The organism is Collimonas fungivorans, assembly GCF_001584145.1.
Classification (GTDB): domain Bacteria; phylum Pseudomonadota; class Gammaproteobacteria; order Burkholderiales; family Burkholderiaceae_D; genus Collimonas; species Collimonas fungivorans.
This window is the reverse complement of record NZ_CP013232.1, coordinates 5,227,285-5,251,524: the sequence shown is the minus strand read 5'-3', so window position 1 is coordinate 5,251,524 and position 24,240 is coordinate 5,227,285. Positions and strand designations below refer to the sequence as shown.

The window sequence follows — 24,240 nt, the reverse complement described above, 5'->3', positions numbered from 1 at the left end:
TCCATGAATATCCATCTGTCGCTAGTACCTGTAGTTTCCCTGCTCGCCGGCGTCCTGATCCTGGTCATGCCGAAACTCCTGAACTATATCGTTGCTTTCTACCTGATCGCCATCGGCCTGATAGGCTTGTTCGGTGGCGGCCATTTCCATCTGCATCTATAAGCAGGCGTCGGAGTCTCATTCCCAGCGCGGGCTGCGATACCAGTCCGCCGCAAAATCGACAAACGCTCTGACCTTGGGCGACAGGTGCCGGTTTTGCGGATAGATCGCGAACAGGTCGCGCGGTTTCAGCGTGAACTCGGGCAGGACGTGCAGCAGGTCGCCGCGCCGCAAGTCGTCGTGCACGATGAAGGAGCTGGTGGCGGCAATGCCTAGCCCGGCCAGGGCCGCCGAGCGCAAAGCGATGCCGGTATTGGCCTGCAGGTTGCCGCGCACGGTCACGGCGTGCTCGCTGCCGTCGGCGGCCTGGAACAGGAATTCATTCGGCTTTTGCGCCAGCGTATAAGTCAGGCAATTATGCTGCGCCAGGTCGGCCGGCTGCTGCGGCACGCCATGCCGTTTCAGGTAGTCCGGCGCCGCCGCCAGCAGGATTCCGCAGGATGCCAGGCGCTTTGCGACCAGGGTTGAGTCGGGCAGGGCGCGGGTCAGGCGCAGCGCGACGTCGAAACCTTCTTCAATGATGTCGACCAGGCGGTCGTTGCAGACCAGGTCGACCTTGAGCTGCGGGTTGGCGAGGATGAACTGCGGCAGCCATTGCGTCAGTTCCAGGGTGCCGAACGCCATTGGCGCGTTGATCCGCAACACGCCGGAAGGGCGCGCCTGATGCGCCGACACTGCCTGGGCGGCGTCATCCAGCTGGTCGATAATGTGCCGGCTGCGCTCATAATATTCCTGACCGGCTTCGGTCAAGGCGAAGCGGCGCGTGGTGCGGTTCAGCAGCTGCGCGCCCAGCTCCAGCTCCAGCTGGCGCACCTGGCGCGAGACGATGGTGTGCGACTGGTTGAGTTCTGCCGCGGCAGCAGTGAAGCTGCCGGTCTCGACTACGCGCCGGAATGCGCGCATCGCTGCCAGTTGATCCATGCTGCTCCACCCGGAATAAAACCACAACGCTATCAGAATCGGGCCGGGCCCGCCATTTAATCGACTTTGAGCTTGCCGCTGGCGATAGCGTTGCCGGTCTCACGCAGCTTCAACAGCAAAGGCCGCTGGCGCAGGATTTCGCATTCGGAATAAGCGGCGTCCAGGCCCAGCGCGGTCAGCGCCACCGCGCCTTCTTTCAGGCCGAAGTCAAAGCGCGGCGCGGTCGAACCGTTGGCCAGCAAGCCTACTGCCAGGATAATCGCCGTATCGGCATGGACTTCGACATTGTCGAGCACCCGCCCGGGCGCCTGTATGCACTGGTTGACGCCGCTGCCGATAGCCTTGGCGCGCGATTGCGGCGTCAGCGCCTTGAACACGCCGGAGTTGCTGCCGGCAGCAGCGGCCCAGATAACGTCGACGCCGTCGCCCAGCATGGTTTTGGTCAGCGCTTCGGCGCGCGACGGGTCGTTGAACGGCTGCGGGCCTTCCACCCACAGCGGTTCATGCACCGTAATCGCCGGCTTGGCGGCGCGTGCGCCGTTGGCGAAGGCGATGCTGTTCTTTTGGCGCAAGGCGGTATTGCTGGCGCCGATCAGTCCGATCTTGCCGCTGCCCGAGGCCAGCGCCGCCTGCATGCCGGCCAGGTAGCTGGCTTCGCTTTCCCGGAAAGTGATGCAAGTGATATTGCTGGCGGCGCTGTCGATGCAATGCTCCAGGATCAGGAAGCGGACTTGCGGCGCCAGGCGCGCAACCTTGTCCAGTATTTCCTTGAATTCGATGCCCATCACCACCACGATCGCGGCCCCCTGCTGGACCGCGTTGTCCAGCTGCTGCTGGCGGCCGGCGCGGGTCGGCTGGCTTTCCAGAGTGCTGGCTTGCAGCCGGTACAGCTTGGCGGCGTTGCTGACGCCGCTGCTGCCTTGCTGCAGCAGTACGTCGTCGTTGTTCGGCACCGGCCGCACGTAAATGATCTTGGGCAGCTCGGCGGCGCTGCTGATGACGCTCACGCTGGCCAGCAGCAGCGCCAGCGGCAGCAATAGCAGCCACCAGCGGATGCGGCATTCCTGTTCAGGCATGGCGGAACCTGCGTCGGCGCAGGACGGGCGGGGGATCGGCGGCATTGTCTCTTCCTCTTTATAAGGCGCCGGATCTGATGCCGGCGCTCGTTTGCCCGTACATATTGCTGGCAAAGCGGGCGCGGGCCATTTGATGCAGGCTATACAAGGTATAGCGCCGGCCTGATATCGGCACAACAAGCGCCACCATATAGCGCCACCATATTTAACTTTTGATTACAGCGGCTGCGTGATACCGTTGCCAGGAGACAGATAGAATCTGTATTTAGCGGCTTATCTCACCTGGTTCAGGAATATGTGTCAGTTACTTGGAATGAATTGCAATGTGCCGACCGACATTGTGTTCAGTTTTACCGGCTTCGCCACGCGCGGCGGCCAGACCGATCACCATAGCGACGGCTGGGGCATCGCTTTCTTCGAAGGCAGCGGCGTGCGCCATTTTGTCGATTACCAGGCGGCGATCGCCTCGCCGGTGGCGGAGCTGATCCGGCGTTGTCCGATCAAGTCGAAAAACGTCATCGCCCATATCCGCAAAGCTACCCAGGGCCAGGTTGCCTTGCAGAATTGCCATCCGTTTGTGCGTGAACTGTGGGGCCGCTACTGGGTGTTCGCCCATAACGGCGACCTCAAGGAATTTGCGCCGCTGCTGGATGGCCCATACCGGCCGGTCGGCAATACCGACAGCGAACTGGCTTTCTGCTACCTGCTGCAGCAGCTGCGGCGCCGTTTCGGCGATACGCCGCCGGCGCAGGCTGAGCTGACGCTGGCCTTGCGCGAACTGACGCAGCAGATCGCCGCCCACGGCACCTTCAACGTGATGCTGTCGGACGGCTCGGCCCTGTACACCCATTGTTCCACCAAGCTGTACTACATCGTGCGCCAGTTTCCGTTTGCCGAAGCCCACCTGTCGGACGAAGACGTCAGCGTCGATTTCTCGCAGGTGACGACGCCGCAAGACCGGGTGGCGGTGATTGTCACTGAACCGCTCACCACCAACGAGGTGTGGACCAAGTTCGGCGAGGGCGAGCTGATCGTCTTTGTCGACGGCCAGCCGGTCCAAGGTCAAGCAGGGTAGATCAGGAGTAGTCGATTGTCAGCGGCGCATGGTCGGAGAAACGCTCGTCCTTGTAGATGGCGACGGCATGCGCATTGGCGGCGATGCCGGGCGTCGAGATGTGGTAATCGATGCGCCATCCCACGTTCTTGGCCCAGGCCTGGCCGCGGTTGCTCCACCAGGTGTACTGCTCATCGCGCTGGTCGACCTGGCGGAACACGTCGACCAGGCCGACTTGCTCAAACAGGTGGGTGAGCCAGGCACGTTCTTCCGGCAGGAAGCCTGAATTTTTCTTGTTGCCCTTCCAGTTCTTCAGGTCGCGTTCCTGGTGCGCGATATTCCAGTCGCCGCAAATCACGACTTCGCGGCCGCTTTCCCTGAGCTGCTGCAGGTGCGGCAGGAAGGCTTCCATGAAGCGGAACTTGGCGATCTGCCGTTCTTCGCTGGAGGAGCCGGACGGGCAGTAAAGCGAGATCACCGTCAGGTCGCCGAAATCGCATTCCACATAGCGCCCTTCGGCGTCGAATTCAGGGTTGCCGAAGCCAATCCGCACGGCATTCGGCTTGCGTTTACTATACAGGCCGACGCCCGAATAACCTTTCTTTTCGGCGTAATGGAAATGGCCGGTGTAACCTTCCGGCGCCAGGAATTCCGGCGTCATGTCGGCGGCTTGCGCCTTCAGTTCCTGGACACAGACGAAATCGGCTGACTGTTTGGCCATCCATTCAAAAAAGCCTTTTCTGGCCGCTGAGCGGATGCCGTTGAGATTGGCGGAAATGATTCTTGGCATGTTTGGTCGATAAAAAGGTATAAGAGGATGCCTAAGGATAACCGAAGGTCCGCCATCGTGCGCGAGGCAGGGTTCATGGTTAAAAACCCGTTGCGAGCAGGCATGGTGTTTGCACTTACTGCTGTGGAAGGGATGAACTCCATTTAAAATGGCGGTCTGGTGTCGCTAATGTGCTGTAAACAGCGACAAAATTTGTCAGCCTCAACCGTCTGGAGTGCATTTTGAACAATTTACGTCAACAATTTATAGAATTTGCGGTCAAGGCTGGAGTGTTGAAATTCGGCGAGTTTGTGACCAAGGCAGGGCGCACTTCACCGTATTTCTTCAATGCGGGCATGTTCAACGAGGGCGCTGCGCTGGGTCAGCTGGCACAGTTTTATGCGCGCACCCTGATCGACTCGGGTTTGCAGTTTGACATGTTGTTCGGGCCAGCCTACAAGGGCATCACGTTGGCCTCGGCGACTGCGGTGGCGCTGGCGGCGCAAGGACGTAATGTGCAGTTCGCCTATAACCGCAAGGAAGCCAAGGATCACGGCGAAGGCGGCAATATCGTCGGCGGCCCGCTGAAGGGGCGGGTACTGATCATCGACGACGTGATTTCGGCCGGCACCTCGGTGCGCGAGTCGGTAGAGATGATCCGCGCCGCCGGCGCCACGCCTTGTGCGGTGGTGATCGCGCTGGACCGGATGGAGAAGTCGGGCAAGGACGATGCGTTGTCGGCCAACTCCGCGGTAGAAGAAGTGACGCAAGCGTATGGCATGCCGGTGATTTCGATCGGCAACCTGAACGACTTGCTGGAATATATTTCCGGCGCTGGCGCCGACGCTGAATTGAACCGCCACCAGGCAGCAGTGGCGGCTTACAGGGAGCGTTACGGCGTAGCTTGACGACAGTCCAGTCGTTCGCGCCGGAGTGCAGAATTTAATGTGTAGCTGTCGTGGATGACGGGAATGAATCGGATTGCTCTAACTCTTGTACGGGGTGTGTTTTTCAGTGCGGCAGGTTTCCTGCCGCTGCTTGCGCACGGCCAGATTTATACCTGCAAGGATGCGGCAGGCCGTACTATCACAGGCGATCATCCGATGCCGGAATGTTCCAACAGCAAGGTGCTGGAGCTGAGCAAGGCCGGCGTGGTCAAACGTGAAATCCCGGCGCCGCTGACGGCTGAGCAAAAGCGCCAGCAGCAGGCGCTGGACGACAAGCGCCGCATCGAGCTGGCGGCGGAAGAACAGCGGCGCCAGCAGGACCGTGCGCTGCTGTCGCGTTATCGCAGCGAAGCCGATATCGAGGCCTCGCGCCGCTATTACCTGTCGCTGTCGCAGGACCTGATCAAGCGCGACCAGGTTGCCATCGACGATGCCCAGAACCAGCTGAAAACCGCCAATACCGAAGCCGAATTCTACAAGCACCGGAAAACCTTGCCGATCTCGCTGCGCAACAAGATTGACGACGCTAACCGCGACATCGCCTACAACCAGAAAAACATGGCGGACCACCAGGCCGAGCTGACCCATATCAACGGCAAGTTCGACGAGACGCTGAAGCACTACAGGGAATTGGTGGGTGCGATGCCGGAGGCGCAGGCATCGCGCTAGGCTGGAAGATGATGAAACAATAGCGGCTGGCGATGACGCCAGCCGCTATTTTTTTAAGCAGTCAGTTTCTGCTTCAGCAGCTCGGTCAGCTGCGCAGGATTGGCCTTGCCCTTGGTGGCTTTCATGGCCTGGCCGATCAGGGCATTGAACGCCTTTTCCTTGCCGGCGCGGAATTCCTCGACTGACTTGGCGTTCGCCGCCAGCACTTCATCGATGATTTTTTCCAGCGCACCGCTATCGGAAATCTGCTTCAGTCCCTTGCTTTCGATAATCTCGTCGGCCAGGTTTTCCTGTGCGGATTTGGCTTCCCACATGGCGCCGAATACTTCCTTGGCAATCTTGTTGGAGATCGTGCCGTCGGCGATGCGTTGCAGCAGCAGCGCCAGCTGTACTGCACTGACAGGGGCATCGACCACCTCGACGTTTTCCCGGTTCAGCGCCGAAGACAGGTCGCCCATCAGCCAGTTGGCGGCGGGTTTGGCTTGTTCCTTACCGGCTTTCACCGTCACCGCTTCGAAGTAGCCGGCCATCGCTTTCGATTGGGTCAGCACCGCGGCATCGTATTCCGACAGGCCGAAATCGCGCACGAAACGCTCGCGCATCGCGCCTGGCAGTTCCGGCATGGTGGCGCGGACGCGCTCAACCCATTCAGCGCCGATTACCAGCGGCGGCAGGTCGGGATCCGGGAAATAGCGGTAATCCTGGGAATCTTCCTTGCTGCGCATCGACCGGGTTTCTTTCTTGTCCGGATCGTAGAGGCGGGTTTCCTGTACTACTTTGCCGCCGTCTTCGATCACTTCGATCTGGCGCCGCACTTCGTAGTTGATCGCCTCTTCCAGGAAGCGGAAGGAGTTCAGGTTCTTGATTTCGCTGCGGGTGCCGTAAGCGGCCTGGCCGACCGGCCGCACCGAGACGTTGGCGTCGCAGCGGAAAGAACCTTCCTGCATGTTGCCGTCGCAAATCCCCAGCCACATCACCAGCGAATGCAGGGCCTTGGCGTAGGCTACCGCTTCGGCGGCGCTGCGCATGTCTGGCTCGGTGACGATTTCCAGCAGCGGCGTGCCGGCGCGGTTGAGGTCGATGCCGCTCATGCCCTGGTAGTCTTCGTGCAGCGATTTGCCGGCGTCTTCTTCCAGGTGGGCGCGCGTCAGCTGCACGGTCCGGAGTTCGCTCTTGCCGTCTTTTTCCAGCACGAAGGAAACCTTGCCGCCCTGGACTACCGGGATTTCAAACTGGCTGATCTGGTAACCCTTCGGCAGGTCGGGATAGAAATAGTTTTTGCGCGCAAAGATCGATTGCGGCGCAATCGTCGCGTTCACCGCCAGGCCGAACTGGATCGCGCGCTCCACCGCGCCGCGGTTGAGCACCGGCAGCACGCCAGGCAGCGCCAGGTCGACCGGGCTGGCCTGGGTGTTGGCGGCGGCGCCGAACTGGGTCGACGAGCCGCTGAAGATTTTTGACTTGGTCGAGAGTTGCGTATGCGTTTCCAGACCGATCACGACTTCCCACTGCATAATGATTTCCTTATTTATCTTGGTAACTACACTCGCCGGTCTTTAAATCCACCGACAGTTCCGTAAAATTTGCTCTTGAGCCGCACAGCGCCGGGCAGCTCGGTATCACGTGCAATCTGTCGCCGTCGCGTTGCAGGCGGATGCTGCAATTCATGCCGTGATCGTAAAAATCGTAGCCGCGTTGCCGGCGCGCGGCAACCGCATCTTTCAAGGTGATGCGCCAGTTGTCCTTGCCGCCATCCTGCCGGACTTCGGCTTGCGGGTTATCGCCGGTGTCGATGCTGCATTCGAAACCATGGGTCGGCCGGTACAGCGCCGATTCCCAGCGCAACGCTTCGATGCGGTCGCCGTCCAGCTTGAATTCCCCGGTGTCGCCGTAAATCACCTTTTCGCCATCCGCATCGCGGGTCAGGTTGCAGCCGAATTTGGTCTGCAATTGCTGTGCCTGGAGTGCCGGCGTCACCAGCGTGGCGCTCAAGGCAAACAGTGCCAATACCGCCAGCCTGGCGCGGCGACTCTGAAAAAAAAGCACGATCGATGACATGGGCTGGGCGATCGCTTTTTACTCGGGGCTGCGCAAATGCCAGTCGGTCACGCGCTGGTACTGGTGCGCGACGTTGAGCAGCCTGGCTTCCTCATAATAATTACCGATGATCTGCAGCCCGACCGGGCGCCGCGCATTTTTTTCGCCCTGGCCGAAACCGCAAGGTATCGACATGCCCGGCAGGCCGGCCAGGCTGGTCGACAGCGTATAGATGTCGGCCAGATAATTGGCCACTGGATCGTCCGCCTTGGCGCCCAGGTCCCAGGCCACGGTCGGCGATACCGGTCCCATGATGACGTCGCACTGGCGGTTCGGGCCGGTCAGCGCGTTCTGGAAATCCTGGGCGATCAGGCGGCGGATTTTCTGCGCCTGCAGGTAGTAGGCGTCGTAATAGCCGTGCGACAGCACATAGGCGCCGACCAGGATGCGGCGCTTCACTTCTTCGCCGAAACCTTCCGCGCGCGACTTCTTGTACATGTCGGCCAGGTCCTTGTAGTCGGCGGCGCGGTGGCCGTAGCGGACGCCGTCGAAGCGGCTCAGGTTGGACGATGCTTCGGCCGGTGCGATCACGTAGTAGACCGGGATCGACAGCTCGGTTTTCGGCAGCGAGATGTCGACCAGCGTGGCGCCCAGTTTTTCATATTCCCGCAGCGCTGCACGTACTGCCTGTTCGACATCGGCTGACAGGCCGCTGCTGAAATATTCGCGCGGAATGCCGATGCGCAGGCCCTTCAGGTCCTGGTCCAGGCCGGCGCTGAAATCTTCTTTCTTGCGTTCCAGGCTGGTCGAATCGCGCGGATCGAAACCGGTCATGGCGTTCAGCAGAAGGGCGCAATCTTCCGCGGTCTGCGCGATCGGGCCGGCCTGGTCCAGCGAGGAAGCGAAGGCGATCATGCCGAAGCGCGAGACGCTGCCGTAGGTCGGCTTGATGCCGGTCACGCCGCACAACGAGGCCGGCTGGCGGATCGAACCGCCGGTGTCGGTGGCGGTGGCGGCCGGCGTCAGGCGCGCGGCGACGGCTGCCGCCGAACCGCCGGAGGAACCGCCCGGGATCGCGGTCTTGTCCCACGGATTCTTGACCGGGCCGAAATGTGAATTTTCATTGGACGAACCCATGGCGAATTCATCGCAGTTCAGTTTGCCCAGGGTCACCATGCCGGCGTGGTTGAAGTGTTCCACCACGGTGGCGTCGAACGGGCTGATATAGTTTTCCAGCATCTTCGAACCGGCGGTGGCGCGCCAGCCGCGCGTCACGAAAATGTCCTTGTGTGCGATCGGCACGCCGGTCAGCGGCGTGCTGTCGTTTTGCGCCAGGCGCAAGTCGGCGGCGCGCGCCTGTTGCAGCGTCAATTCCTGGTCGACATGCAGGAAGGCGTTCAGGTCGCTTTGCTGGATCCTGGCCAGGTACAGTTGCGCCAGCTCCTCGGCCGAGATCTTCTTTTCGTGCAGCAGCACCGACAATTGCTTGAGTGTTTTGGTATGCATGAGTACTTTTAAATATTAACTTTGCGGGACGACAAAGGCTTACCGCGAACGCAGCCCGGCGTATTTGATGATTATTCGATGACCTTCGGCACCAGGTACAGGCCGTCTTCAGTCGCCGGCGCCACTTTCTGGTAATCCTCGCGATGATTCGATTCGGTCACCACGTCGTCGCGCAAGCGCAGCGACAAATCCTGCTGCAGCGCTGCAATCGGATGGCTCAGCGGCTCGATGCCGGTGGTATCTACCGCGCGCATCTGCTCGACCAGCGAGAAAATGCCGTTCAGTTTGTCGAGCGTGGAAGCGGCCTGGTCTTCGGTGAGTTCGAGGCGTGCCAGATTGGCAATACGCTTAACGTCGGAAAGGGCTAATGACATGATTTTCGATTTTCAAGCGCGCACTTAGGCGCATGTGGTTAAAATAGAAACACTTTGCTTGCCGATAACTTCTTGGATTTTTGTAAAAAGCAAGCATTTTGAGCGCTATACGCCCTAATTTGAGTCAAATTATAAGGTAGAATGTTGCGTCCATGCGGCAGGTAATCGATCTTTACCATGCGCCGGATACTAGACACCCCCCTAAAAAACGTTTGAGCGCACCATTGTTGCGCATTGGAACAATTCATGTTTGGATTTTTACGCAGTTACTTTTCGAATGACCTGGCGATTGACCTGGGTACCGCGAATACGCTGATTTATGTGCGCGATCAAGGTATTGTCCTGGATGAGCCGTCGGTTGTCGCAATTCGCCAGCAGGGCGGGCCTAACGGCAAGAAGACAATTCAAGCCGTCGGGCGCGAAGCAAAACAGATGCTGGGCAAGGTCCCTGGCAACATCGAAGCGATCCGGCCGATGAAAGACGGCGTGATCGCCGACTTTACCGTCACCGAGCAGATGCTCAAGCAGTTCATCCGCATGGTGCACGACACCAAGCTGTTCAAACCGTCGCCGCGCATCATCATCTGCGTGCCTTGCGGCTCGACCCAGGTTGAGCGCCGCGCGATCCGCGAATCGGCGCTGGGCGCCGGCGCGTCGCAGGTGTTCCTGATTGAAGAGCCGATGGCGGCGGCGATCGGCGCCGGCCTGCCGGTGTCGGACGCTACCGGTTCGATGGTGGTCGATATCGGCGGCGGCACTACCGAAGTCGGCATCATCTCGCTCGGCGGCATGGTCTACAAAGGCTCGGTGCGCGTCGGCGGCGACAAGTTCGACGAAGCCATCGTCAACTACATCCGCCGCAATTACGGCATGCTGATCGGCGAACAGACCGCCGAGGCCATCAAGAAAGAAATCGGCTCCGCCTTCCCGGGTTCGGAAGTGCGCGAAATGGAAGTCAAGGGACGCAACCTGTCGGAAGGCATCCCGCGTTCGTTCACCATCTCCAGCAATGAAATCCTGGAAGCCCTGACCGATCCGCTCAACAACATCGTTTCCGCCGTCAAGAATGCGCTGGAACAGACCCCGCCGGAACTGGGCGCGGACATCGCCGAGAAGGGCATGATGCTGACCGGCGGCGGCGCCTTGCTGCGCGACCTCGATCGCCTGCTGATGGAAGAAACCGGTCTGCCGGTGATCGTGGCCGAAGACCCGCTGACCTGCGTGGTGCGCGGTTCCGGCATGGCGCTGGAGCGGATGGACAAGCTGGGCTCGATCTTTTCCTACGAGTAATCCAGACTGATGCGACGCTTGCCCAACCTCATAAGCTTGCTCTTGAGGCCGGGCAGCGGCAACCGGGTCGGTGCATTGATGCATGCGGCCCGCTTTCGTATCTACGGCATGAATACGGACATGAGCAAGAACGTATTTGTACCGCCAGCCACTGACCAAACCGAACCTGTCCATTACTGATGGAATACAGCCCACCACCCCTCTTCAAGCAAGGCGCTTCGGCCCGCGCCAAGGCGGTGATATGCACGCTGCTGGCGCTGGCGCTGCTGATTGCCGATTCGCGCATCCATGCCTTGCTGTTGCTGCGGCAGGCGGTCGGCACCGCGCTTTATCCCCTGCAGATGGTGGCCCTGATGCCGCGCGACGCCACCAACCGGGTGGTCGATTATTTTTCTTCGCTGTCTACGGTGGAAAAAGAAAACCAGGCCCTGCGCAGCCAGCAAGGCGAACGCGCCCAGCAATTGCAGCAGGCGCAGCAGCTGGCCGCTGAAAATGCCCAGCTGCGCAAATTGCTCGGGGTTGAACAACGGCTGCCGGTGAAATCGGTGATGAGCGAAATCCTGTACGACGCGCGTGACCAGTTTGCCCGCAAGGTGATCATGGACCGCGGCTCGCAGCAAGGCGTGGCTACCGGCCAGCCGGTGATCGACGACGCCGGCATCGTCGGCCAGGTGACGCGCGTATTCCCGTTTACCTCCGAGGTCACGCTGCTGACCGACAAGGACCAGGCGATCCCGGTGCAGGTGCTGCGCAACGGCTTGCGCAGCGTGGCTTACGGGCGCGGCCAGTCGGGTTACCTGGACTTGCGTTTCATGTCTTCCAACGCCGATATCCAGAAGGGCGACCTGCTGGTGACTTCCGGCATCGACGGCGTTTATCCTGCCGGCCTGTCGGTGGCCAAGGTAGTGCAGGTCGAAAGCAAGTCGGCCGATGCCTTTGCGCATATCGTCTGCGAGCCGGTGGCCGGTATCGACAGGCACACCCAGCTGCTGATCCTGCTGGTTGATCCCAATCCCGTGGCGCGTCCGGACGACGAAGCCGCCATCCCCAACAGCAAGGCCGACATACTGAGCAAGCGGCGGCTGACCGAAAGTACCCGCGACAAGACGCGCGAAGCCGCGAAAGAAGCAGGGAAAGAAAGCAATCCCGAAGCCGCTCGCAAAAATCCGCAAGGAGCCGGTGTCCGATGATGCGTCCCCATTACATCCTGTTGCCGGCCAACCCGCTGTTCATCGCGATGACGCTGCTGCTGGCATTCCTGCTCAACCTGCTGCCCTGGGGCCAATGGCCGGGCGTGCCGGATTTCGTGGCGCTGGTGCTGGTGTTCTGGAGCATCCACCAGCCGCGCAAGATCGGCATCGGCATCGCTTTCTGCATGGGCCTGCTGATGGACGTGCATGAAGCTACCCTGCTTGGCCAGAACGCGCTGGCGTACACGCTGCTGTCTTATTTTGCCATCATGATCCATCGCCGCGTGCTGTGGTTCTCGGTCAGCGTGCAAGCGCTGCATGTACTGCCCTTGATGTTGCTGACGCAGCTGATACAGCTGGTGATACGGATGTCCGTCAGCGGCAAGTTTCCAGGCTGGCTGTATTTCGCCGAGAGCTTCGTTTGCGTGGCGCTGTGGCCGATCGTGGTGTGGCTGCTGCTGGCGCCGCAGCGGCGCGCGGTCGATCGCGATGACAATCGTCCCATCTAGCCGCGTCCATGACCGAATTCAAAAACACCGAACACGAATTGCGCAAGTTCCGCTTGCGGATAACGGCGGCCGTGGCTTTTGTGCTGATCTGTTTCGGCCTGCTGGGCGCGCGTTTTATCTGGCTGCAGGTGGTGCGCCACGATGCCTACGCAGCGCAAGCCGAGGACAACCGGATCTCGCTGGTGCCGGTGGTGCCGAACCGCGGCCTGATCATGGACCGCAACGGCGTCATCCTGGCGCGCAATTATTCTGCCTACACATTGGAAATCACCCGTTCCAAAATCAAGGGCGATCTCGAAAGCGTGATTGACGATCTGGCGCAGATAGTCAACATTACGCCGAAAGACCGGCGCCGCTTCAAGAAGATGCTGGAAGATTCCAAGAGTTTTGCCAGCCTGCCGATCCGCACCCGCCTGAGCGACGAAGAAGTGGCGCGCTTCACCGCCCAGCGTTATCGCTTCCCCGGCATAGACGTGCAGGCGCGCCTGTTCCGCCAGTATCCGCTGGGCGAAGTGGCGGCTCACGTGATCGGCTATATCGGCCGCATCAACCAGAAGGATGCCGACCGCATCGACGACAGCGAAGACGCCGCCAACTATAAAGGCACCAGCTACATCGGCAAGGACGGCCTGGAAAAGAGCTACGAGCAGCAATTGCATGGCAACACCGGCTACGAAGAAATCGAGATCGCCGCCAGCGGCCGCGCAGTGCGCAGCATGTCGCACGTCTCTGCGACACCGGGCAACAACCTGATCCTGTCGATCGACATCGAACTGCAGAAGGTGGCAGAGGAAGCGTTCGGCGATCGGCGCGGCGCGCTGGTGGCGATCGAGCCGTCCACCGGCGACGTGCTGGCGTATGTCTCGCAGCCGTCGTTCGACCCCAATCTGTTTGTTGAAGGCATCGATCAGCAAAGCTGGGACGAGCTGAATAATTCGCCCGATCACCCGTTGATCAATCGCCCCATGAGCGGCACTTATGCGCCCGGGTCGACCTACAAGCCATTCATGGCGCTGGCGGCGCTGGAGCTAGGCAAACGCACCACGTCTTTCGCTATCAACGATATCGGCTATTTCATGCTGGGCGGGCACCAGTTCCGCGACGACAAGGTAGGCGGCCACGGGCGGGTAGACATGTACAAGTCTATCGTTGAATCTTGCGATACCTATTACTACATGCTGGCCAACGACCTGGGACCGGACACCATCCACGATTTCATGAAACCGTTCGGTTTCGGCCAGTTGACCGGTATCGACCTGGAGCACGAGCAGCGTGGAATCTTGCCGTCGACTGACTGGAAACGGAAATACTACAAACGGGTGGCAGCGCAGAAGTGGGTTGGCGGCGATACCATTTCACTTGGCATCGGCCAAGGCTTCAATGCCTTTACGCCGCTGCAGATGGCGCATGCGGTAGCGACCTTGGTCAACGACGGGGTGGTGATGAAACCGCATCTGGTCAAGATCATCGAAGACGGCACGACGCGTACGCGAACGCAAACCGTGCCGAAGGAAAGTTACCGCATTCCGCTGAAGCAGGAAAATATCGATTTCATCAAGAAGGCGATGGTAGGCGTAACGCATGAAGGTACTGGGAGAGCAATATTTGCCGGCGCCGGTTATGAATCGGGCGGCAAGACCGGGACCGCCCAGGTTTTAGGCATCAAACAAGGCGAGAAATACGACAAGCGGCACAATAACACGCGCCTGGCCGACAATGCCTGGTATACCGCGTTCGCACCTGCCGACAAGCCGCGCATCGCGATTGCGGTGATTGTCGAAAACGGTGGCTTCGGCGCCGCCGCCGCCGCGCCGATCGTACGCAAGGCGCTGGATTTCTACATGCTGGGCAAGCGTCCGGGGGATAGCGGCAAGGCAGCGTCGCCGGCACCTGCAGCAGCGCCGGTGTCGGAAGAAGACGATGCCGTGCCGGCACAGCGGGAAAGTCAAACCAGGGCTACCGAGAGCACGGAAGACGCCTATAAGCCGGGTGAAGAAACCCCGGGTAACCGCGAGTAACTGGAACCATGAACCTGACCGATAGGCATGCCGTCTGGCAAAGCATCAAATCGCATATAGCGGTGTTTGACGGTGCTCTGTCGCTGATCATGTTTTTGATATTGTCAGTCGGTATCATCACCTTGTATTCAGCCGGAATCGATTTTCCGGGAAGAGTTGAAGACCAGCTGCGTAATATCCTGGTAGCGTTTGTCATCATGTGGATTGCCGCCAATGTTCCGCCGCAGACCCTGATGCGGTTTGCGATACCGGCCTATGCACTGGGCGTGTCGCTGCTGATTGCGGTGGCGGTGTTCGGGATAGTAAAAAAAGGTTCGCGGCGCTGGATAAATATTGGCATGGTGATTCAGCCTTCGGAAATCATGAAAATCGCGATGCCGTTGATGCTGGCCTGGTATTTCCAGAAGCGCGAAGGCATGATTACCTGGCGCGATTACTTGGTGGCGGCATTGCTGCTGGCATTGCCGGTCGGCTTGATCATCAGGCAACCGGATCTGGGCACCGGCACCCTGGTGCTGGCCGCAGGCTTCTACGTGATCTTCCTGGCCGGCTTGTCGTGGCGCGTGCTGATCGGTCTCGCGGTGGCGGCCGGCGCCAGCTTGCCGGTGCTGTGGTCGGTGCTGCACGATTACCAGCGGCAGCGAGTGATGATGCTGATCGATCCCACCTCGGATCCGCTCGGCAAAGGTTTCCATATCATCCAGTCAACCATTGCGGTCGGTTCCGGCGGCGTGTTTGGCAAGGGCTGGCTGAAAGGCACGCAAGCGCATCTGGAATTCATTCCGGAACGCACCACCGATTTCATTTTTGCGGTATTTTCCGAAGAATTCGGCCTGATCGGCAACTGCGTCCTGCTGTTCCTGTACATATTGCTGATCGGGCGCGGCATGATGATCGCGGCCAATGCGCCAACCATGTTCACGCGCTTGCTGGCCGGTTCCATCACCTTGATTTTCTTTACTTATGCATTCGTCAACATGGGCATGGTGAGTGGCATTTTGCCGGTAGTTGGCGTACCTTTGCCATTCATGAGTTATGGCGGCACCGCGCTGGTCACCCTGGGGCTGGGCGCCGGCATATTGATGAGCATCCAGCGCCATCGCAAGCTGATACAGACTTGAGCGCGGTTGAACTTGTGCGGCCGCAACGGGGTCCATTGATGCAATTATCTGTTTTCAGTCTCTATCTTCAGGGGAGTGCATGCTAAGGCGCCGCTACAACGTTGTTACCTATTCCAGCGCCTTGCTGCTATCGCTGATCCTGGCCGGTTGCGGCACTTCGCCGAAAACGTCGTCAGTTCCGGGCGTGCCGGCCAAGTCGGGCGCCGGCAACACCGCCGGCCGCAACGTGCCTGTGCTGCCGCCTGCCGGCTCCGGCCGCGGCGGCTACTACAAGGATGACGGCCCGGGCGATGCCGTCCCTGACGGGCTGCTGGACACCCCGGATGCCATTCCTGTAGTTGAACCCTATTCGCGTACCGGCAACAAGCCCTATGTGGTGTTTGGCAAGACCTACACACCGATGACCGACGACCAGCCGTTCAAGCAGCGCGGCACCGGCAGCTGGTACGGCAAGAAATTCCATAAGCAGAAGACATCTTCCGGCGAACTGTACGACATGTACAAGATGACAGCCGCCCACCCGACCTTGCCTATCCCTTCATATGCCAGGGTGACCAACCTGAAAACCGGCGCGCAGGTGATCGTGCGGGTCAACGACAGGGGACCGTTCCACTCCAGCCGCATCATCGACCTGTCCTATACGGCGGCGCTGAAGCTCGGTTACCTGAACAGCGGCAGCAGCCAGCTCGAGGTGGAGCGCCTGCTGCCGGCCGATATCATCGCCATGAACAAGCAGCGCCAGAACGGGACGCTGGCGGCAGCGCCGCCGCAAGCTCTGTCTGAGCCGGCCAGGGACAACGGCGCGCCGGCAACCGTGGTCGCTGAATCGGTGGACATGCCGGTGCTGACGGCGCAACCGCTGCTGCTTGATCCGCCATCGTCCCCCGCTGCAGCCATGGCCGCTCCCGCCTTGGCGCAGAGCGATGGCAACGGCACCCTGGCCAGCGGCTTCTATCTGCAGTTCGGCGCCTATTCCCAGCAAGCCAATGCCGATGGCGCCCGCAATCGCCTGATGCAGGAATTGTCCGGCTTGGTCAACTCTCTCAACAGCGTCGCTGTCAATGGCTTGTATCGCCTGTATGCGGGGCCTTACACCAGCCGTTCCGATGCCGACAGCATCCTGCAGCAGATCCGCCAGCGCACCAGCGTCAATCCGATTGTGGTACAGCGCTAGGGTCGTGGTCAATACAGCATCGTTTTCCCTGTCGGAGCGACGATGCGTGTTGGCACAACCGGGTGTGCCTTCCCCGCAAAAAAGTAATTTCTAGCGCCAACCAAGCCAGTCAAAACAGACTTGTAGATTGTCTACATTTCTGCCTGTTGTAATCGAATCGTCACAAAACTTTCATACGCCTGACATATTTGACCGCAATACTTCCGCCATTCAAAAGAGTAATGGCGGTACATATCATGGTTGAAATCAAAGGTTTATCAAAGACGTTCCGCGGCGGGTTTCGCGCCCTCGACAATGTCAGCCTGCGCTTCGCGCAAGGCGAGATGGTGGCCTTGATCGGCGCATCAGGCTCCGGGAAATCGACTCTTTTGCGGCATATTTCCGGATTGATGGCTGCAGATAACAGCGGCGGCACAATCTCTATCGATGGCCAGTCAGTACAGAAGGACGGTCTTGTCGACCGCAACATCCGTGCAGTGCGCGCCAACGTCGGTTTCGTTTTCCAGCAATTCAACCTGGTCGGGCGGTTGCCTGTGCTGACCAATGTATTGACCGGCGGCCTGTCGCGCATGCCGCTTTGGCGCAGCTGTTTCAAACTGTTTACCGCGGAAGAAAAAGCGCTGGGCCTGGAAGCACTGGCGCGGGTCGGCATTTCCGACCACGCCTATAAACGCGCTTCGGCGCTGTCCGGCGGCCAGCAGCAACGGGCTGCGATTGCCCGCACTATCGTGCAGAAGGCGCGCGTGGTGCTGGCCGACGAGCCGATTGCTTCGCTCGATCCAGAGTCGGCGCGGCGCGTGATGCAGACGCTGGCCGATGTTAACCAGCGCGACGGCAGCACGGTCCTGGTGTCGCTGCATCAGGTCGATGTCGCCCTGCGTTTCTGTCCGCGCACGGTAGCCTTGCATAAAGGCCGCGTGGTGTACGACGGCCCTTCCAGCGCCCTGACCGAGCCGATGCTGCGCGAACTGTACGGCAGCGAAGCAGAAGACATCCTGGGCGGTTCCAACACCTTGACCCGGCCTGCTGCCGCTGTACCTGAGCCTGGGCCTTTCGACGGCGTGCCGGTGCTGGCGGTCGCAGCCTGAGGCTCAGCTTGTAACGCAGTTTCGTAAATGAGTACCACCCCTTCCATTCAGGAGTTCCACATCATGTTTGCAAAATTATTTTCCGGCGCCGCAATCACCATGGCGATGCTGGCAGCGTCGGCTGCGCATGCCGACGACGTCAAGGTGCTGAATTTCGGCATCATCTCGACCGAATCGTCGAAAAACCTGAAGCAGGACTGGCAGCCGGTGCTGGATGAATTGAGTAAGCGCACCGGCATCAAGGTCAACGGCTTCTTCGCTTCCGACTATGCCGGCATCATTGAAGGCATGCGTTTCGGCAAGGTGCAGATGGGCTGGTTCGGCAACAAATCGGCGATGGAAGCGGTCGACCGCGCCAGCGGCGAAGTATTCGCGCATGTGGTCAATCCGGATGGCAGCGCCGGCTATTACAGCCTGGTGGGCGTGCAGAAAGACAGCCCGAACAAGAGCATCGAAGACATCCTGAAAAACGCCAAGAGTCTGACTTTCGGCATTGGCGATCCGAATTCGACTTCCGGTTTCCTGGTGCCAAGCTACTACATCTTTGCAAAAAACAATGTCGATTCGAAGACAGCGTTCAAGGTGATCCGCACTTCCAACCACGAAGCCAATATCCTGGCGGTCGCCAACAAGCAGATCGATGCCGCGGTGTTTGCTTCAGACACCATGGCCCGCATCGAAGAGCGTCAGCCGGCAGTCGCCAAGGAAGTCCGGATTGTCTGGAAATCGCCGCTGATCGCAGCCGATCCGCTGGTGTGGCGTAAAGACTTGCCGACCGACGTCAAAGCCAAGATCAAGGAATTTTTCGTCACTTACGGCAAGACCGGTCCTAATGCAGCGCAGGAAAAAGCGCAGCTGGCCAAGCTGGAATACAGCGGCTTTGAAGAGTCCAGCGATGCGCAGCTGAATCCCATCCGCCAACTGGAACTGTTCAAGCAAAAGGGCAAGCTGGAAGCCGACGCCAACCTGAGCGCCGACGACAAGAAAGCCAAGCTGGACGACATCAACCGTAAATTGTCCGACCTGGCCAAATCCTGAGAATGACAAGTCCTGTATCTCTGAAAATGCAAACTGCATTCCCTGCACCGCCCAAGCAATCGATAGGCCGCACCCTGTTCTGGGGTGTGCTGCTGGCCGTGCTGATCGCTTCCTGGCGCGGGGCCGACATGCGGCCGCTGGAACTGCTGCGCGACGGCGGCAACATGGGCACGTACGCCGCCAGTTTTTTCCCGCCCGATTTCCACGACTGGCGCACCTACCTGCAGGAATTGATCGTGACCATACAGATCGCGGTCTGGGGTACGGCACTGGCGATCGTGTGCGCGGTGCCTTGCGGTTTGCTGGCTTCATCCAATATTGCTCCGGCCTGGATCAACCAGCCGGTGCGGCGCTTGATGGATGCGGCGCGCGCCATCAATGAAATGGTGTTTGCCATGCTGTTCGTGGTGGCGGTCGGCCTGGGACCGTTTGCCGGCGTGCTGGCCCTGTTTGTGGCGACCACCGGTACTTTGTCCAAGCTGTTTTCGGAAGCGGTCGAAGCCATCGATCCGCAGCCGGTCGAAGGAATACGCGCCACCGGCGCCAACGCCCTGGAAGAAATCGTCTACGGTGTATTGCCGCAAGTGATGCCGCTCTGGATTTCCTACGTGCTGTACCGTTTTGAAGCCAATGTGCGCTCGGCGACGGTGGTCGGCATGGTCGGCGCCGGCGGCATCGGCGTGATCTTGTGGGAAGTGATCCGCAGCTTCGAATATGGCCAGACATGTGCGGTGCTGATCATGATCGTGCTGGCGGTCAGCGCGATTGACCTGGTTTCATCGCGCTTGCGCAAATTGTTTATTTAAATATTTCATTTCTGTTTTTGCATCAACCGATGGCGCGCCGCCTGCGATTTTCAGCAAGCCAGTCGCGCCATTTTTTTCTCTGCGCGGAATTTTCGGTATAGTCTTTATTCTCACGAATAATTCCGACACGGAGTAAAAAGCAATGACTTCCGCCGTTTCCGATCCCCCTTTGCCGCAGGTTACGGTGCGCCAGGCCACACCTGGCGACGCCGAGACTTTGGTGGCGCTGCTGGCCGAGATGGATGATGAACCAACCCGCGCCACGCTGGACGCCGAAGGCGCGCGCCAGATCATGGCCAGGATGGCTGTCTATCCGTACTTCCGGGCTTTCCTGGTATTCGCCGATGGGGTAGCGGTCGGCAGCTTCAGCCTGCTGGTTTTCTGCAGCCTGACCCATGAAGGCAGCCAGCAGGCAGTGATGGATGCGGTCGTCATCAGCCGCGCCTGCCGCGGCCAGGGCATAGGCAGCGTGATGCTGGATCATGCCGTGCGCATAGCCGGCGAGGCCGGCTGTTACAAGATTGCCTTGTCGTCCAACCTGAAACGGATGGACGCGCATCGCTTCTATGAACACTTCGGTTTCACGCAGCACGGGATCAGCCTGGCCGTTCCGGTTTGCAAACCCGTATGACGGTAAACTTCTGCATAATGTTGATGGGGCGCGGCCAGCGACGGGAGACATGATTGTGCTAAATCCGAAAAACCTGCAAGAGACCAACGATTTCATTATCGCCATCGCGGCCGACGGCGCCCGGGTGGAGGTGGCGCTGCACGGCGGCCACGTCTGTTCCTGGCGCGGACCGGACGGCGTCGAGCGTTTGTTCATGAGCCCGCTCAATTCATGGCGCAGCGATGCGGCAATCCGCGGCGGCATCCCGGTGATTTTCCCGCAGTTCGCCAGCGAAGGGCCGCTACCCAAACACGGCTTTGCCCGCCTTAGCGCATGGGCCTTGCTGGAATCCTCGCGGCAGGTAGACGGCAGCGGCCTGATCTGCCTCGGCCTGACCGATTCGGAACAGACCCGGCAGGTATTCCCGCATGCTTTCGCGCTTGAGTTGCGCATCACATTTTCCGGCCAGAGCCTGAATACCGAGCTGGTGGTGAAAAATACCGGCAGCCAGCCTTTCGAATTCACCTGCGCCTTGCATACCTACCTGAATGCGCAGGTTGCCGAAGCTGCCTTGTACGGCCTCAAAGGCTATCGCTACCGCGACTCGGTCGACAATCGCCGCATCAAGGTTGCAGAGGAAGAGGTGCTGCATGTCACCGAGGAAGTTGACCGGGTTTATTTTGCGGTCGACAAGCCGATTACCTTAAGCAGCCACAAACAAAGCATGATCGTGACCCAGAACGGGTTTGCCGATGCAGTGGTGTGGAATCCATGGGAAAACGGCTGCGCAAAAATCGCCGACCTGAAGCTGGATTCTTACCAGCAGTTTGTCTGCATCGAGGCCGCAGCAGTCGAGCATCCGCTCCAGCTGGCGCCGAACGCAAGCTGGAGCGGTTCTCAAAACCTGGAATGTGTGTTGGTCGCCCGACCGGCGTCTAATTGAATCTGCCGCCCTGCATCGGGAAGGCTTTCAGGAACTCAGCTGCCGGCAAGCGTTTGCCGCCCGGCTTTTGCAATTCGGTAATGCGCAGTGCATCGCTGCCGCAGGCCACGATCACGCCATCTTGCGCGTCCGCGCTGATGACGGTTCCCGCCACATGCTTGCCGTCGGCGGCAACTACCTGAGCTTGCCACAACTTCAGGGTGACTCCGGCGAACACGGCGGAGGCGGCCGGGAACGGATTGAATGCGCGTATCTTGCGTTCCAGGACTGCGGCCGGCAGCGAGAAATCGAGGGCCGCTTCCTCCTTGCTGATCTTGGCGGCATAGGTCACGCCTTGCTCCGGCTGCGGCGTCGCCGGCAAGGCATCCTGCTCCAGGCGGCGCAGCGCTTCGACAATCATGTCGCCGCCGAGTTTTGCCATCTTGTCATGCAGCGTACCGGTGGTGTCGCTGGCGCTGATCGCCATTTTCTCGATCAGCAGCATGGCGCCCGTATCCAGTCCCTGGTCCATTTGCATGATGGTGATGCCGGTTTCGCCGTCGCCGGCTTCGATTGCACGATGGATAGGCGCCGCACCGCGCCAGCGCGGCAGCAGCGAGCCGTGGATGTTGAGGCAGCCGCGCGGCGGAATGTCCAGCACGCTGGGCGGCAGGATCAGGCCGTAGGCGGCCACCACCATGATGTCGTGCGGCGTGGCTTGCAGCAGTTCATGGGCTTCCCTGGCTACGTCCGGATGCTTGCCGTCCAGCCGCAGCGATACCGGCTGCGCTACCGGTATCTGGTGGTCCAGCGCAAACTGCTTGACCGGCGATGCATGCAGCTGCATGCCGCGGCCGGCCGGGCGGTCTGGCTGGGTCAGCACCAGCGGGACCTGATGGCCAGCGTCGTGCAAGGCCTTGAGCGCCACCGCGGCGAATTCGGGGGTTCCGGCGAAGATGATTTTCATGAGGGCGATACAGTCACAACAATTGCGGGACAGAGCCGCTCGGGTAGAGTTTAAGAGCCACCGTAGCGTGGCGAATTACTCTGTCCCCAACTAAATAGGGCGGGAATTTCAGGTAACGCAATAACTGCGCAAAACAGAAATGTATCTCCATATGAAATACGTTTGAAGAGTCATCGGTGTTGCTTATCTTGTAGCGTATTGCTTGTCGCGTTTCAGCTCGCGTTCTTCCTTGAGCATCTTGGACTTGATCCGGTTGCGCTTCAAAGGCGACAGGTATTCGACAAAAACCTTGCCCATCAAGTGATCCATTTCATGCTGGATGCACACCGCCAGCAAGCCATCGGCATCGACCTCAAACGGCTTGCCGTCGGCATCCAGGGCGCGCACCTTGACGCGCGCCGGACGTTCGACGCCATCATAGACGCCTGGCACCGACAGGCAGCCTTCGTCGTAAACCTGCTTTTCTTCGCTGGCCCAGAGGATTTCCGGATTGATGAAAACCCGCAGGTCGGTGCCGGTATCGGAAGTGTCGATCACCACCAGTTGTTCATGGACGTCGACTTGCGAAGCAGCCAGCCCGACGCCGGGCGCTTCGTACATGGTTTCAGCCATGTCGGCGATCAATTTTTTGAGCCGGGTGTCAAAAACTGTCACAGGCTTGGCAATTTTGTGCAAACGGACGTCAGGATAACGCAGGATATTTAATAAGGACATACGAGATTGCGTAACAATTTAGGCGGTTTGGAAGGGGTTTTCTCTTGCTAGTTCAATCGATTATGGGCAAAATTTGATTCACTATGGCAAGTTTTTTGCTTTGCCGATCAAAGCCGTGGCGACGAACCAACGAGGGTGTAGGCGCCAATTTAACGCAGTATCCACCGGAAACAATATGAAAAAGTTTAGCACAGCTGCACTCCTTCTTGCTTTAAGTGCCGGATTTGGCGGCATGGCCCATGCCCAAGCGGTCAAGACCATGCGTTGTGAATTCTTGCCCAATGCCCCGGATCAGCACGTTGTAGTGCGTGGCGATACGCTGTGGGGAATTTCCGGGCAGTTCCTGCAACATCCTTGGTGCTGGCCGCAGGTATGGGGCCTGAACCAGGACCAGATTCGCAATCCGCACTGGATTTATCCAGGCCAGATCGTCTATTTTGACCGCGTCAACGGCCGCCTGCGCCTCGGCAAATCGACTGGCGAACCCGGCGTCGTCAAGTTGTCGCCGCAAACGCGTGTGCAAGGCATAGGCCGCGATGCGATCACCGCCATTTCCACCGACGCCATCGGCCCGTTCCTGTCGCAGCCGCTGATCGTCGAAGACGACGAGTTGGCGAATTCGCCACATATCGTGGCGGTCCAGGACGGCCATCTGAACCTCGGCAAGGGCGATAAAGCCTATGTCCGCGGCGACCTGGCTGACGCCAGCGCGTTCCAGGTATTCCGTCCCGGCAATCCGCTCAAGGATCCGGATACCGGCAAGGTCATCGCCAATGAAGCGCTGTACCTCGGCACCCTGAAGCTGGAGCGCAGAGGCAAGACTGCCGACGAAGCGGCGACATTCAGCGTGGTCGACACCAAGGAAGAAATGCAGGTCGGCGACCGCATCATCCCGCGCCCGGTTGAGCCGATCCTGAACTATGTGCCGCATGCGCCGGCCACCGAAGTCAACGCTCGCGTGGTCTCGGTCTACGGCGGCGTGGCTACCGCGGCGCAGAACCAGATCCTCAGCATCAACCGCGGCAAGGCTGACAATATCGATATCGGCACCGTGCTGCAGCTGTACCGTTTCGGTAAAACCGTCAAGGATCCTGCCGATCACAACAACAAGGTCAAGCTGCCGGATGAACAATACGGTACCCTGTTCATTTTCCGTGTGTTCAACCATATTTCCTATGGCCTGATCATGGAAGTCCAGAACACGGTCGATATCGGCGATATCGCCAGGTCGCCGGAATAAAGGTCTTTACTGCTGTTGACAACGATAAACAACGATAAGCT

The 24,240-nt window shown here is 59.6% G+C and carries 25 protein-coding genes; 16 read left to right on the top strand and 9 right to left on the bottom strand.

Going from position 1 to position 24,240, the window contains the following annotated elements; translation table 11 throughout:
• Window positions 1-3 precede the first annotated feature (3 nt).
• Complete coding sequence (locus CFter6_RS25280) at window positions 4-162, top strand: DUF3096 domain-containing protein (protein ID WP_081466531.1); 159 nt, start codon at window positions 4-6, stop codon at window positions 160-162.
• Window positions 163-177: 15 nt separating this feature from the next.
• Here the strand turns inward: CFter6_RS25280 and CFter6_RS23060 are convergent, their stop codons facing one another.
• The gene (locus CFter6_RS23060) at window positions 178-1,080 is read right to left on the bottom strand and encodes a LysR family transcriptional regulator (protein WP_061541879.1); all 903 of its coding nucleotides are present in this window, start codon (window positions 1,078-1,080) and stop codon (window positions 178-180) included.
• 56 nt (window positions 1,081-1,136) lie between these two features.
• The gene (locus tag CFter6_RS23055) at window positions 1,137-2,201 is read right to left on the bottom strand and encodes a BMP family ABC transporter substrate-binding protein (protein ID WP_061541878.1); all 1,065 of its coding nucleotides are present in this window, start codon (window positions 2,199-2,201) and stop codon (window positions 1,137-1,139) included.
• Between the two features lie 250 nt (window positions 2,202-2,451).
• Here CFter6_RS23055 and CFter6_RS23050 point away from each other — a divergent pair, with 250 nt between their 5' ends.
• Window positions 2,452-3,231, top strand: a complete 780-nt coding sequence (locus CFter6_RS23050; protein ID WP_061541877.1) for a class II glutamine amidotransferase — start codon at window positions 2,452-2,454, stop codon at window positions 3,229-3,231.
• Window position 3,232: 1 nt separating this feature from the next.
• On the opposite strand, the gene CFter6_RS23045 is transcribed toward CFter6_RS23050, so the two are convergent.
• Complete coding sequence (locus CFter6_RS23045; RefSeq protein WP_061541876.1) at window positions 3,233-4,000, bottom strand: exodeoxyribonuclease III; 768 nt, start codon at window positions 3,998-4,000, stop codon at window positions 3,233-3,235.
• Between the two features lie 221 nt (window positions 4,001-4,221).
• On the opposite strand from CFter6_RS23045, the gene pyrE reads away from it, so the two are divergent.
• Window positions 4,222-4,887 (top strand): orotate phosphoribosyltransferase, encoded by a 666-nt coding sequence (gene pyrE / locus CFter6_RS23040; protein ID WP_061541875.1) that lies wholly within the window; start codon window positions 4,222-4,224, stop codon window positions 4,885-4,887.
• Window positions 4,888-4,950: 63 nt separating this feature from the next.
• Complete coding sequence (locus CFter6_RS23035; protein WP_167351433.1) at window positions 4,951-5,595, top strand: DUF4124 domain-containing protein; 645 nt, start codon at window positions 4,951-4,953, stop codon at window positions 5,593-5,595.
• A 53-nt stretch (window positions 5,596-5,648) separates the two neighbouring features.
• Here CFter6_RS23035 and gatB read toward each other — a convergent pair whose 3' ends face one another.
• From gatB to gatC, 4 genes are all read right to left on the bottom strand, one after another.
• Window positions 5,649-7,109: an Asp-tRNA(Asn)/Glu-tRNA(Gln) amidotransferase subunit GatB gene (gene gatB, locus CFter6_RS23030; protein ID WP_061541873.1), complete on the bottom strand. Its 1,461-nt coding sequence runs from the start codon at window positions 7,107-7,109 to the stop codon at window positions 5,649-5,651.
• 10 nt (window positions 7,110-7,119) lie between these two features.
• Window positions 7,120-7,653 carry a hypothetical protein gene (locus CFter6_RS23025; RefSeq protein ID WP_061541872.1) on the bottom strand — a complete coding sequence of 178 codons (534 nt, stop codon included), beginning with the start codon at window positions 7,651-7,653 and terminating at the stop codon, window positions 7,120-7,122.
• A gap of 18 nt (window positions 7,654-7,671) precedes the next feature.
• The gene (gene gatA, locus CFter6_RS23020; protein ID WP_061541871.1) at window positions 7,672-9,138 is read right to left on the bottom strand and encodes an Asp-tRNA(Asn)/Glu-tRNA(Gln) amidotransferase subunit GatA; all 1,467 of its coding nucleotides are present in this window, start codon (window positions 9,136-9,138) and stop codon (window positions 7,672-7,674) included.
• A gap of 71 nt (window positions 9,139-9,209) precedes the next feature.
• A complete protein-coding gene (gatC, locus tag CFter6_RS23015; RefSeq protein WP_061541870.1) occupies window positions 9,210-9,512 on the bottom strand; it encodes an Asp-tRNA(Asn)/Glu-tRNA(Gln) amidotransferase subunit GatC in 303 nt (100 codons plus the stop codon).
• 246 nt (window positions 9,513-9,758) lie between these two features.
• Here gatC and CFter6_RS23010 point away from each other — a divergent pair, with 246 nt between their 5' ends.
• The 11 genes from CFter6_RS23010 to CFter6_RS22960 all read left to right on the top strand — a co-directional run bounded on the left by CFter6_RS23010 (window position 9,759) and on the right by CFter6_RS22960 (window position 21,299).
• Complete coding sequence (locus CFter6_RS23010; RefSeq protein ID WP_041742639.1) at window positions 9,759-10,802, top strand: rod shape-determining protein; 1,044 nt, start codon at window positions 9,759-9,761, stop codon at window positions 10,800-10,802.
• Window positions 10,803-10,981: 179 nt separating this feature from the next.
• Window positions 10,982-11,992, top strand: coding sequence for a rod shape-determining protein MreC (gene mreC / locus CFter6_RS23005; RefSeq protein WP_061541869.1), 1,011 nt, complete (start codon window positions 10,982-10,984; stop codon window positions 11,990-11,992).
• Entirely contained in the window at window positions 11,989-12,501 is a 513-nt protein-coding gene (gene mreD / locus CFter6_RS23000) for a rod shape-determining protein MreD (RefSeq protein WP_061541868.1), read from the top strand. The genes mreC and mreD overlap by 4 nt, the downstream gene beginning before the upstream one ends.
• Before the next feature lie 8 nt (window positions 12,502-12,509).
• Window positions 12,510-14,519: a penicillin-binding protein 2 gene (gene mrdA / locus CFter6_RS22995; RefSeq protein WP_061541867.1), complete on the top strand. Its 2,010-nt coding sequence runs from the start codon at window positions 12,510-12,512 to the stop codon at window positions 14,517-14,519.
• 8 nt (window positions 14,520-14,527) lie between these two features.
• Entirely contained in the window at window positions 14,528-15,640 is a 1,113-nt protein-coding gene (gene rodA / locus CFter6_RS22990) for a rod shape-determining protein RodA (RefSeq protein ID WP_061541866.1), read from the top strand.
• 79 nt (window positions 15,641-15,719) lie between these two features.
• Window positions 15,720-16,814, top strand: a complete 1,095-nt coding sequence (locus CFter6_RS22985) for a septal ring lytic transglycosylase RlpA family protein (protein WP_061541865.1) — start codon at window positions 15,720-15,722, stop codon at window positions 16,812-16,814.
• Window positions 16,815-17,050: 236 nt separating this feature from the next.
• Window positions 17,051-17,902, top strand: coding sequence for a phosphonate ABC transporter ATP-binding protein (phnC, locus tag CFter6_RS22980; protein WP_061542541.1), 852 nt, complete (start codon window positions 17,051-17,053; stop codon window positions 17,900-17,902).
• A 63-nt stretch (window positions 17,903-17,965) separates the two neighbouring features.
• Window positions 17,966-18,940, top strand: a complete 975-nt coding sequence (gene phnD, locus CFter6_RS22975; RefSeq protein WP_061541864.1) for a phosphonate ABC transporter substrate-binding protein — start codon at window positions 17,966-17,968, stop codon at window positions 18,938-18,940.
• A 26-nt stretch (window positions 18,941-18,966) separates the two neighbouring features.
• The gene (gene phnE / locus CFter6_RS22970) at window positions 18,967-19,746 is read left to right on the top strand and encodes a phosphonate ABC transporter, permease protein PhnE (protein ID WP_417924782.1); all 780 of its coding nucleotides are present in this window, start codon (window positions 18,967-18,969) and stop codon (window positions 19,744-19,746) included.
• A 142-nt stretch (window positions 19,747-19,888) separates the two neighbouring features.
• Window positions 19,889-20,377 carry a GNAT family N-acetyltransferase gene (locus CFter6_RS22965; protein WP_061541862.1) on the top strand — a complete coding sequence of 163 codons (489 nt, stop codon included), beginning with the start codon at window positions 19,889-19,891 and terminating at the stop codon, window positions 20,375-20,377.
• Between the two features lie 55 nt (window positions 20,378-20,432).
• Entirely contained in the window at window positions 20,433-21,299 is an 867-nt protein-coding gene (locus CFter6_RS22960) for a D-hexose-6-phosphate mutarotase (RefSeq protein WP_167351432.1), read from the top strand.
• Here the strand turns inward: CFter6_RS22960 and fmt are convergent.
• The gene (fmt, locus tag CFter6_RS22955) at window positions 21,292-22,245 is read right to left on the bottom strand and encodes a methionyl-tRNA formyltransferase (RefSeq protein ID WP_061541860.1); all 954 of its coding nucleotides are present in this window, start codon (window positions 22,243-22,245) and stop codon (window positions 21,292-21,294) included. The two genes, CFter6_RS22960 and fmt, sit on opposite strands and share 8 nt — an antisense overlap.
• 183 nt (window positions 22,246-22,428) lie before the next feature.
• On the bottom strand, window positions 22,429-22,959 hold the full coding sequence (def, locus tag CFter6_RS22950; protein ID WP_061541859.1) for a peptide deformylase: 531 nt from the start codon (window positions 22,957-22,959) through the stop codon (window positions 22,429-22,431).
• 175 nt (window positions 22,960-23,134) lie between these two features.
• Here def and CFter6_RS22945 point away from each other — a divergent pair, with 175 nt between their 5' ends.
• The gene (locus tag CFter6_RS22945) at window positions 23,135-24,199 is read left to right on the top strand and encodes a LysM peptidoglycan-binding domain-containing protein (protein WP_061541858.1); all 1,065 of its coding nucleotides are present in this window, start codon (window positions 23,135-23,137) and stop codon (window positions 24,197-24,199) included.
• Window positions 24,200-24,240: the final 41 nt, after the last annotated feature.

Excerpts from the sequence above, each read along its gene's own strand:
- CFter6_RS25280 (WP_081466531.1), top strand. The coding sequence starts at position 4 with ATGAATATCCATCTGTCGCTAGTACCTGTAGTTTCCCTGCTCGCCGGC.
- CFter6_RS23060 (WP_061541879.1), bottom strand. The coding sequence starts at position 1,080 with ATGGATCAACTGGCAGCGATGCGCGCATTCCGGCGCGTAGTCGAGACC.
- CFter6_RS23055 (WP_061541878.1), bottom strand. The coding sequence starts at position 2,201 with ATGCCGCCGATCCCCCGCCCGTCCTGCGCCGACGCAGGTTCCGCCATG.
- CFter6_RS23050 (WP_061541877.1), top strand. The coding sequence starts at position 2,452 with ATGTGTCAGTTACTTGGAATGAATTGCAATGTGCCGACCGACATTGTG.
- CFter6_RS23045 (WP_061541876.1), bottom strand. The coding sequence starts at position 4,000 with ATGCCAAGAATCATTTCCGCCAATCTCAACGGCATCCGCTCAGCGGCC.
- CFter6_RS23035 (WP_167351433.1), top strand. The coding sequence starts at position 4,951 with ATGAATCGGATTGCTCTAACTCTTGTACGGGGTGTGTTTTTCAGTGCG.
- gatB (WP_061541873.1), bottom strand. The coding sequence starts at position 7,109 with ATGCAGTGGGAAGTCGTGATCGGTCTGGAAACGCATACGCAACTCTCG.
- CFter6_RS23025 (WP_061541872.1), bottom strand. The coding sequence starts at position 7,653 with ATGTCATCGATCGTGCTTTTTTTTCAGAGTCGCCGCGCCAGGCTGGCG.
- gatA (WP_061541871.1), bottom strand. The coding sequence starts at position 9,138 with ATGCATACCAAAACACTCAAGCAATTGTCGGTGCTGCTGCACGAAAAG.
- gatC (WP_061541870.1), bottom strand. The coding sequence starts at position 9,512 with ATGTCATTAGCCCTTTCCGACGTTAAGCGTATTGCCAATCTGGCACGC.
- CFter6_RS23010 (WP_041742639.1), top strand. The coding sequence starts at position 9,759 with ATGTTTGGATTTTTACGCAGTTACTTTTCGAATGACCTGGCGATTGAC.
- mreC (WP_061541869.1), top strand. The coding sequence starts at position 10,982 with ATGGAATACAGCCCACCACCCCTCTTCAAGCAAGGCGCTTCGGCCCGC.
- mreD (WP_061541868.1), top strand. The coding sequence starts at position 11,989 with ATGATGCGTCCCCATTACATCCTGTTGCCGGCCAACCCGCTGTTCATC.
- mrdA (WP_061541867.1), top strand. The coding sequence starts at position 12,510 with ATGACCGAATTCAAAAACACCGAACACGAATTGCGCAAGTTCCGCTTG.
- rodA (WP_061541866.1), top strand. The coding sequence starts at position 14,528 with ATGAACCTGACCGATAGGCATGCCGTCTGGCAAAGCATCAAATCGCAT.
- CFter6_RS22985 (WP_061541865.1), top strand. The coding sequence starts at position 15,720 with ATGCTAAGGCGCCGCTACAACGTTGTTACCTATTCCAGCGCCTTGCTG.
- phnC (WP_061542541.1), top strand. The coding sequence starts at position 17,051 with ATGGTTGAAATCAAAGGTTTATCAAAGACGTTCCGCGGCGGGTTTCGC.
- phnD (WP_061541864.1), top strand. The coding sequence starts at position 17,966 with ATGTTTGCAAAATTATTTTCCGGCGCCGCAATCACCATGGCGATGCTG.
- phnE (WP_417924782.1), top strand. The coding sequence starts at position 18,967 with ATGCAAACTGCATTCCCTGCACCGCCCAAGCAATCGATAGGCCGCACC.
- CFter6_RS22965 (WP_061541862.1), top strand. The coding sequence starts at position 19,889 with ATGACTTCCGCCGTTTCCGATCCCCCTTTGCCGCAGGTTACGGTGCGC.
- fmt (WP_061541860.1), bottom strand. The coding sequence starts at position 22,245 with ATGAAAATCATCTTCGCCGGAACCCCCGAATTCGCCGCGGTGGCGCTC.
- def (WP_061541859.1), bottom strand. The coding sequence starts at position 22,959 with ATGTCCTTATTAAATATCCTGCGTTATCCTGACGTCCGTTTGCACAAA.
- CFter6_RS22945 (WP_061541858.1), top strand. The coding sequence starts at position 23,135 with ATGAAAAAGTTTAGCACAGCTGCACTCCTTCTTGCTTTAAGTGCCGGA.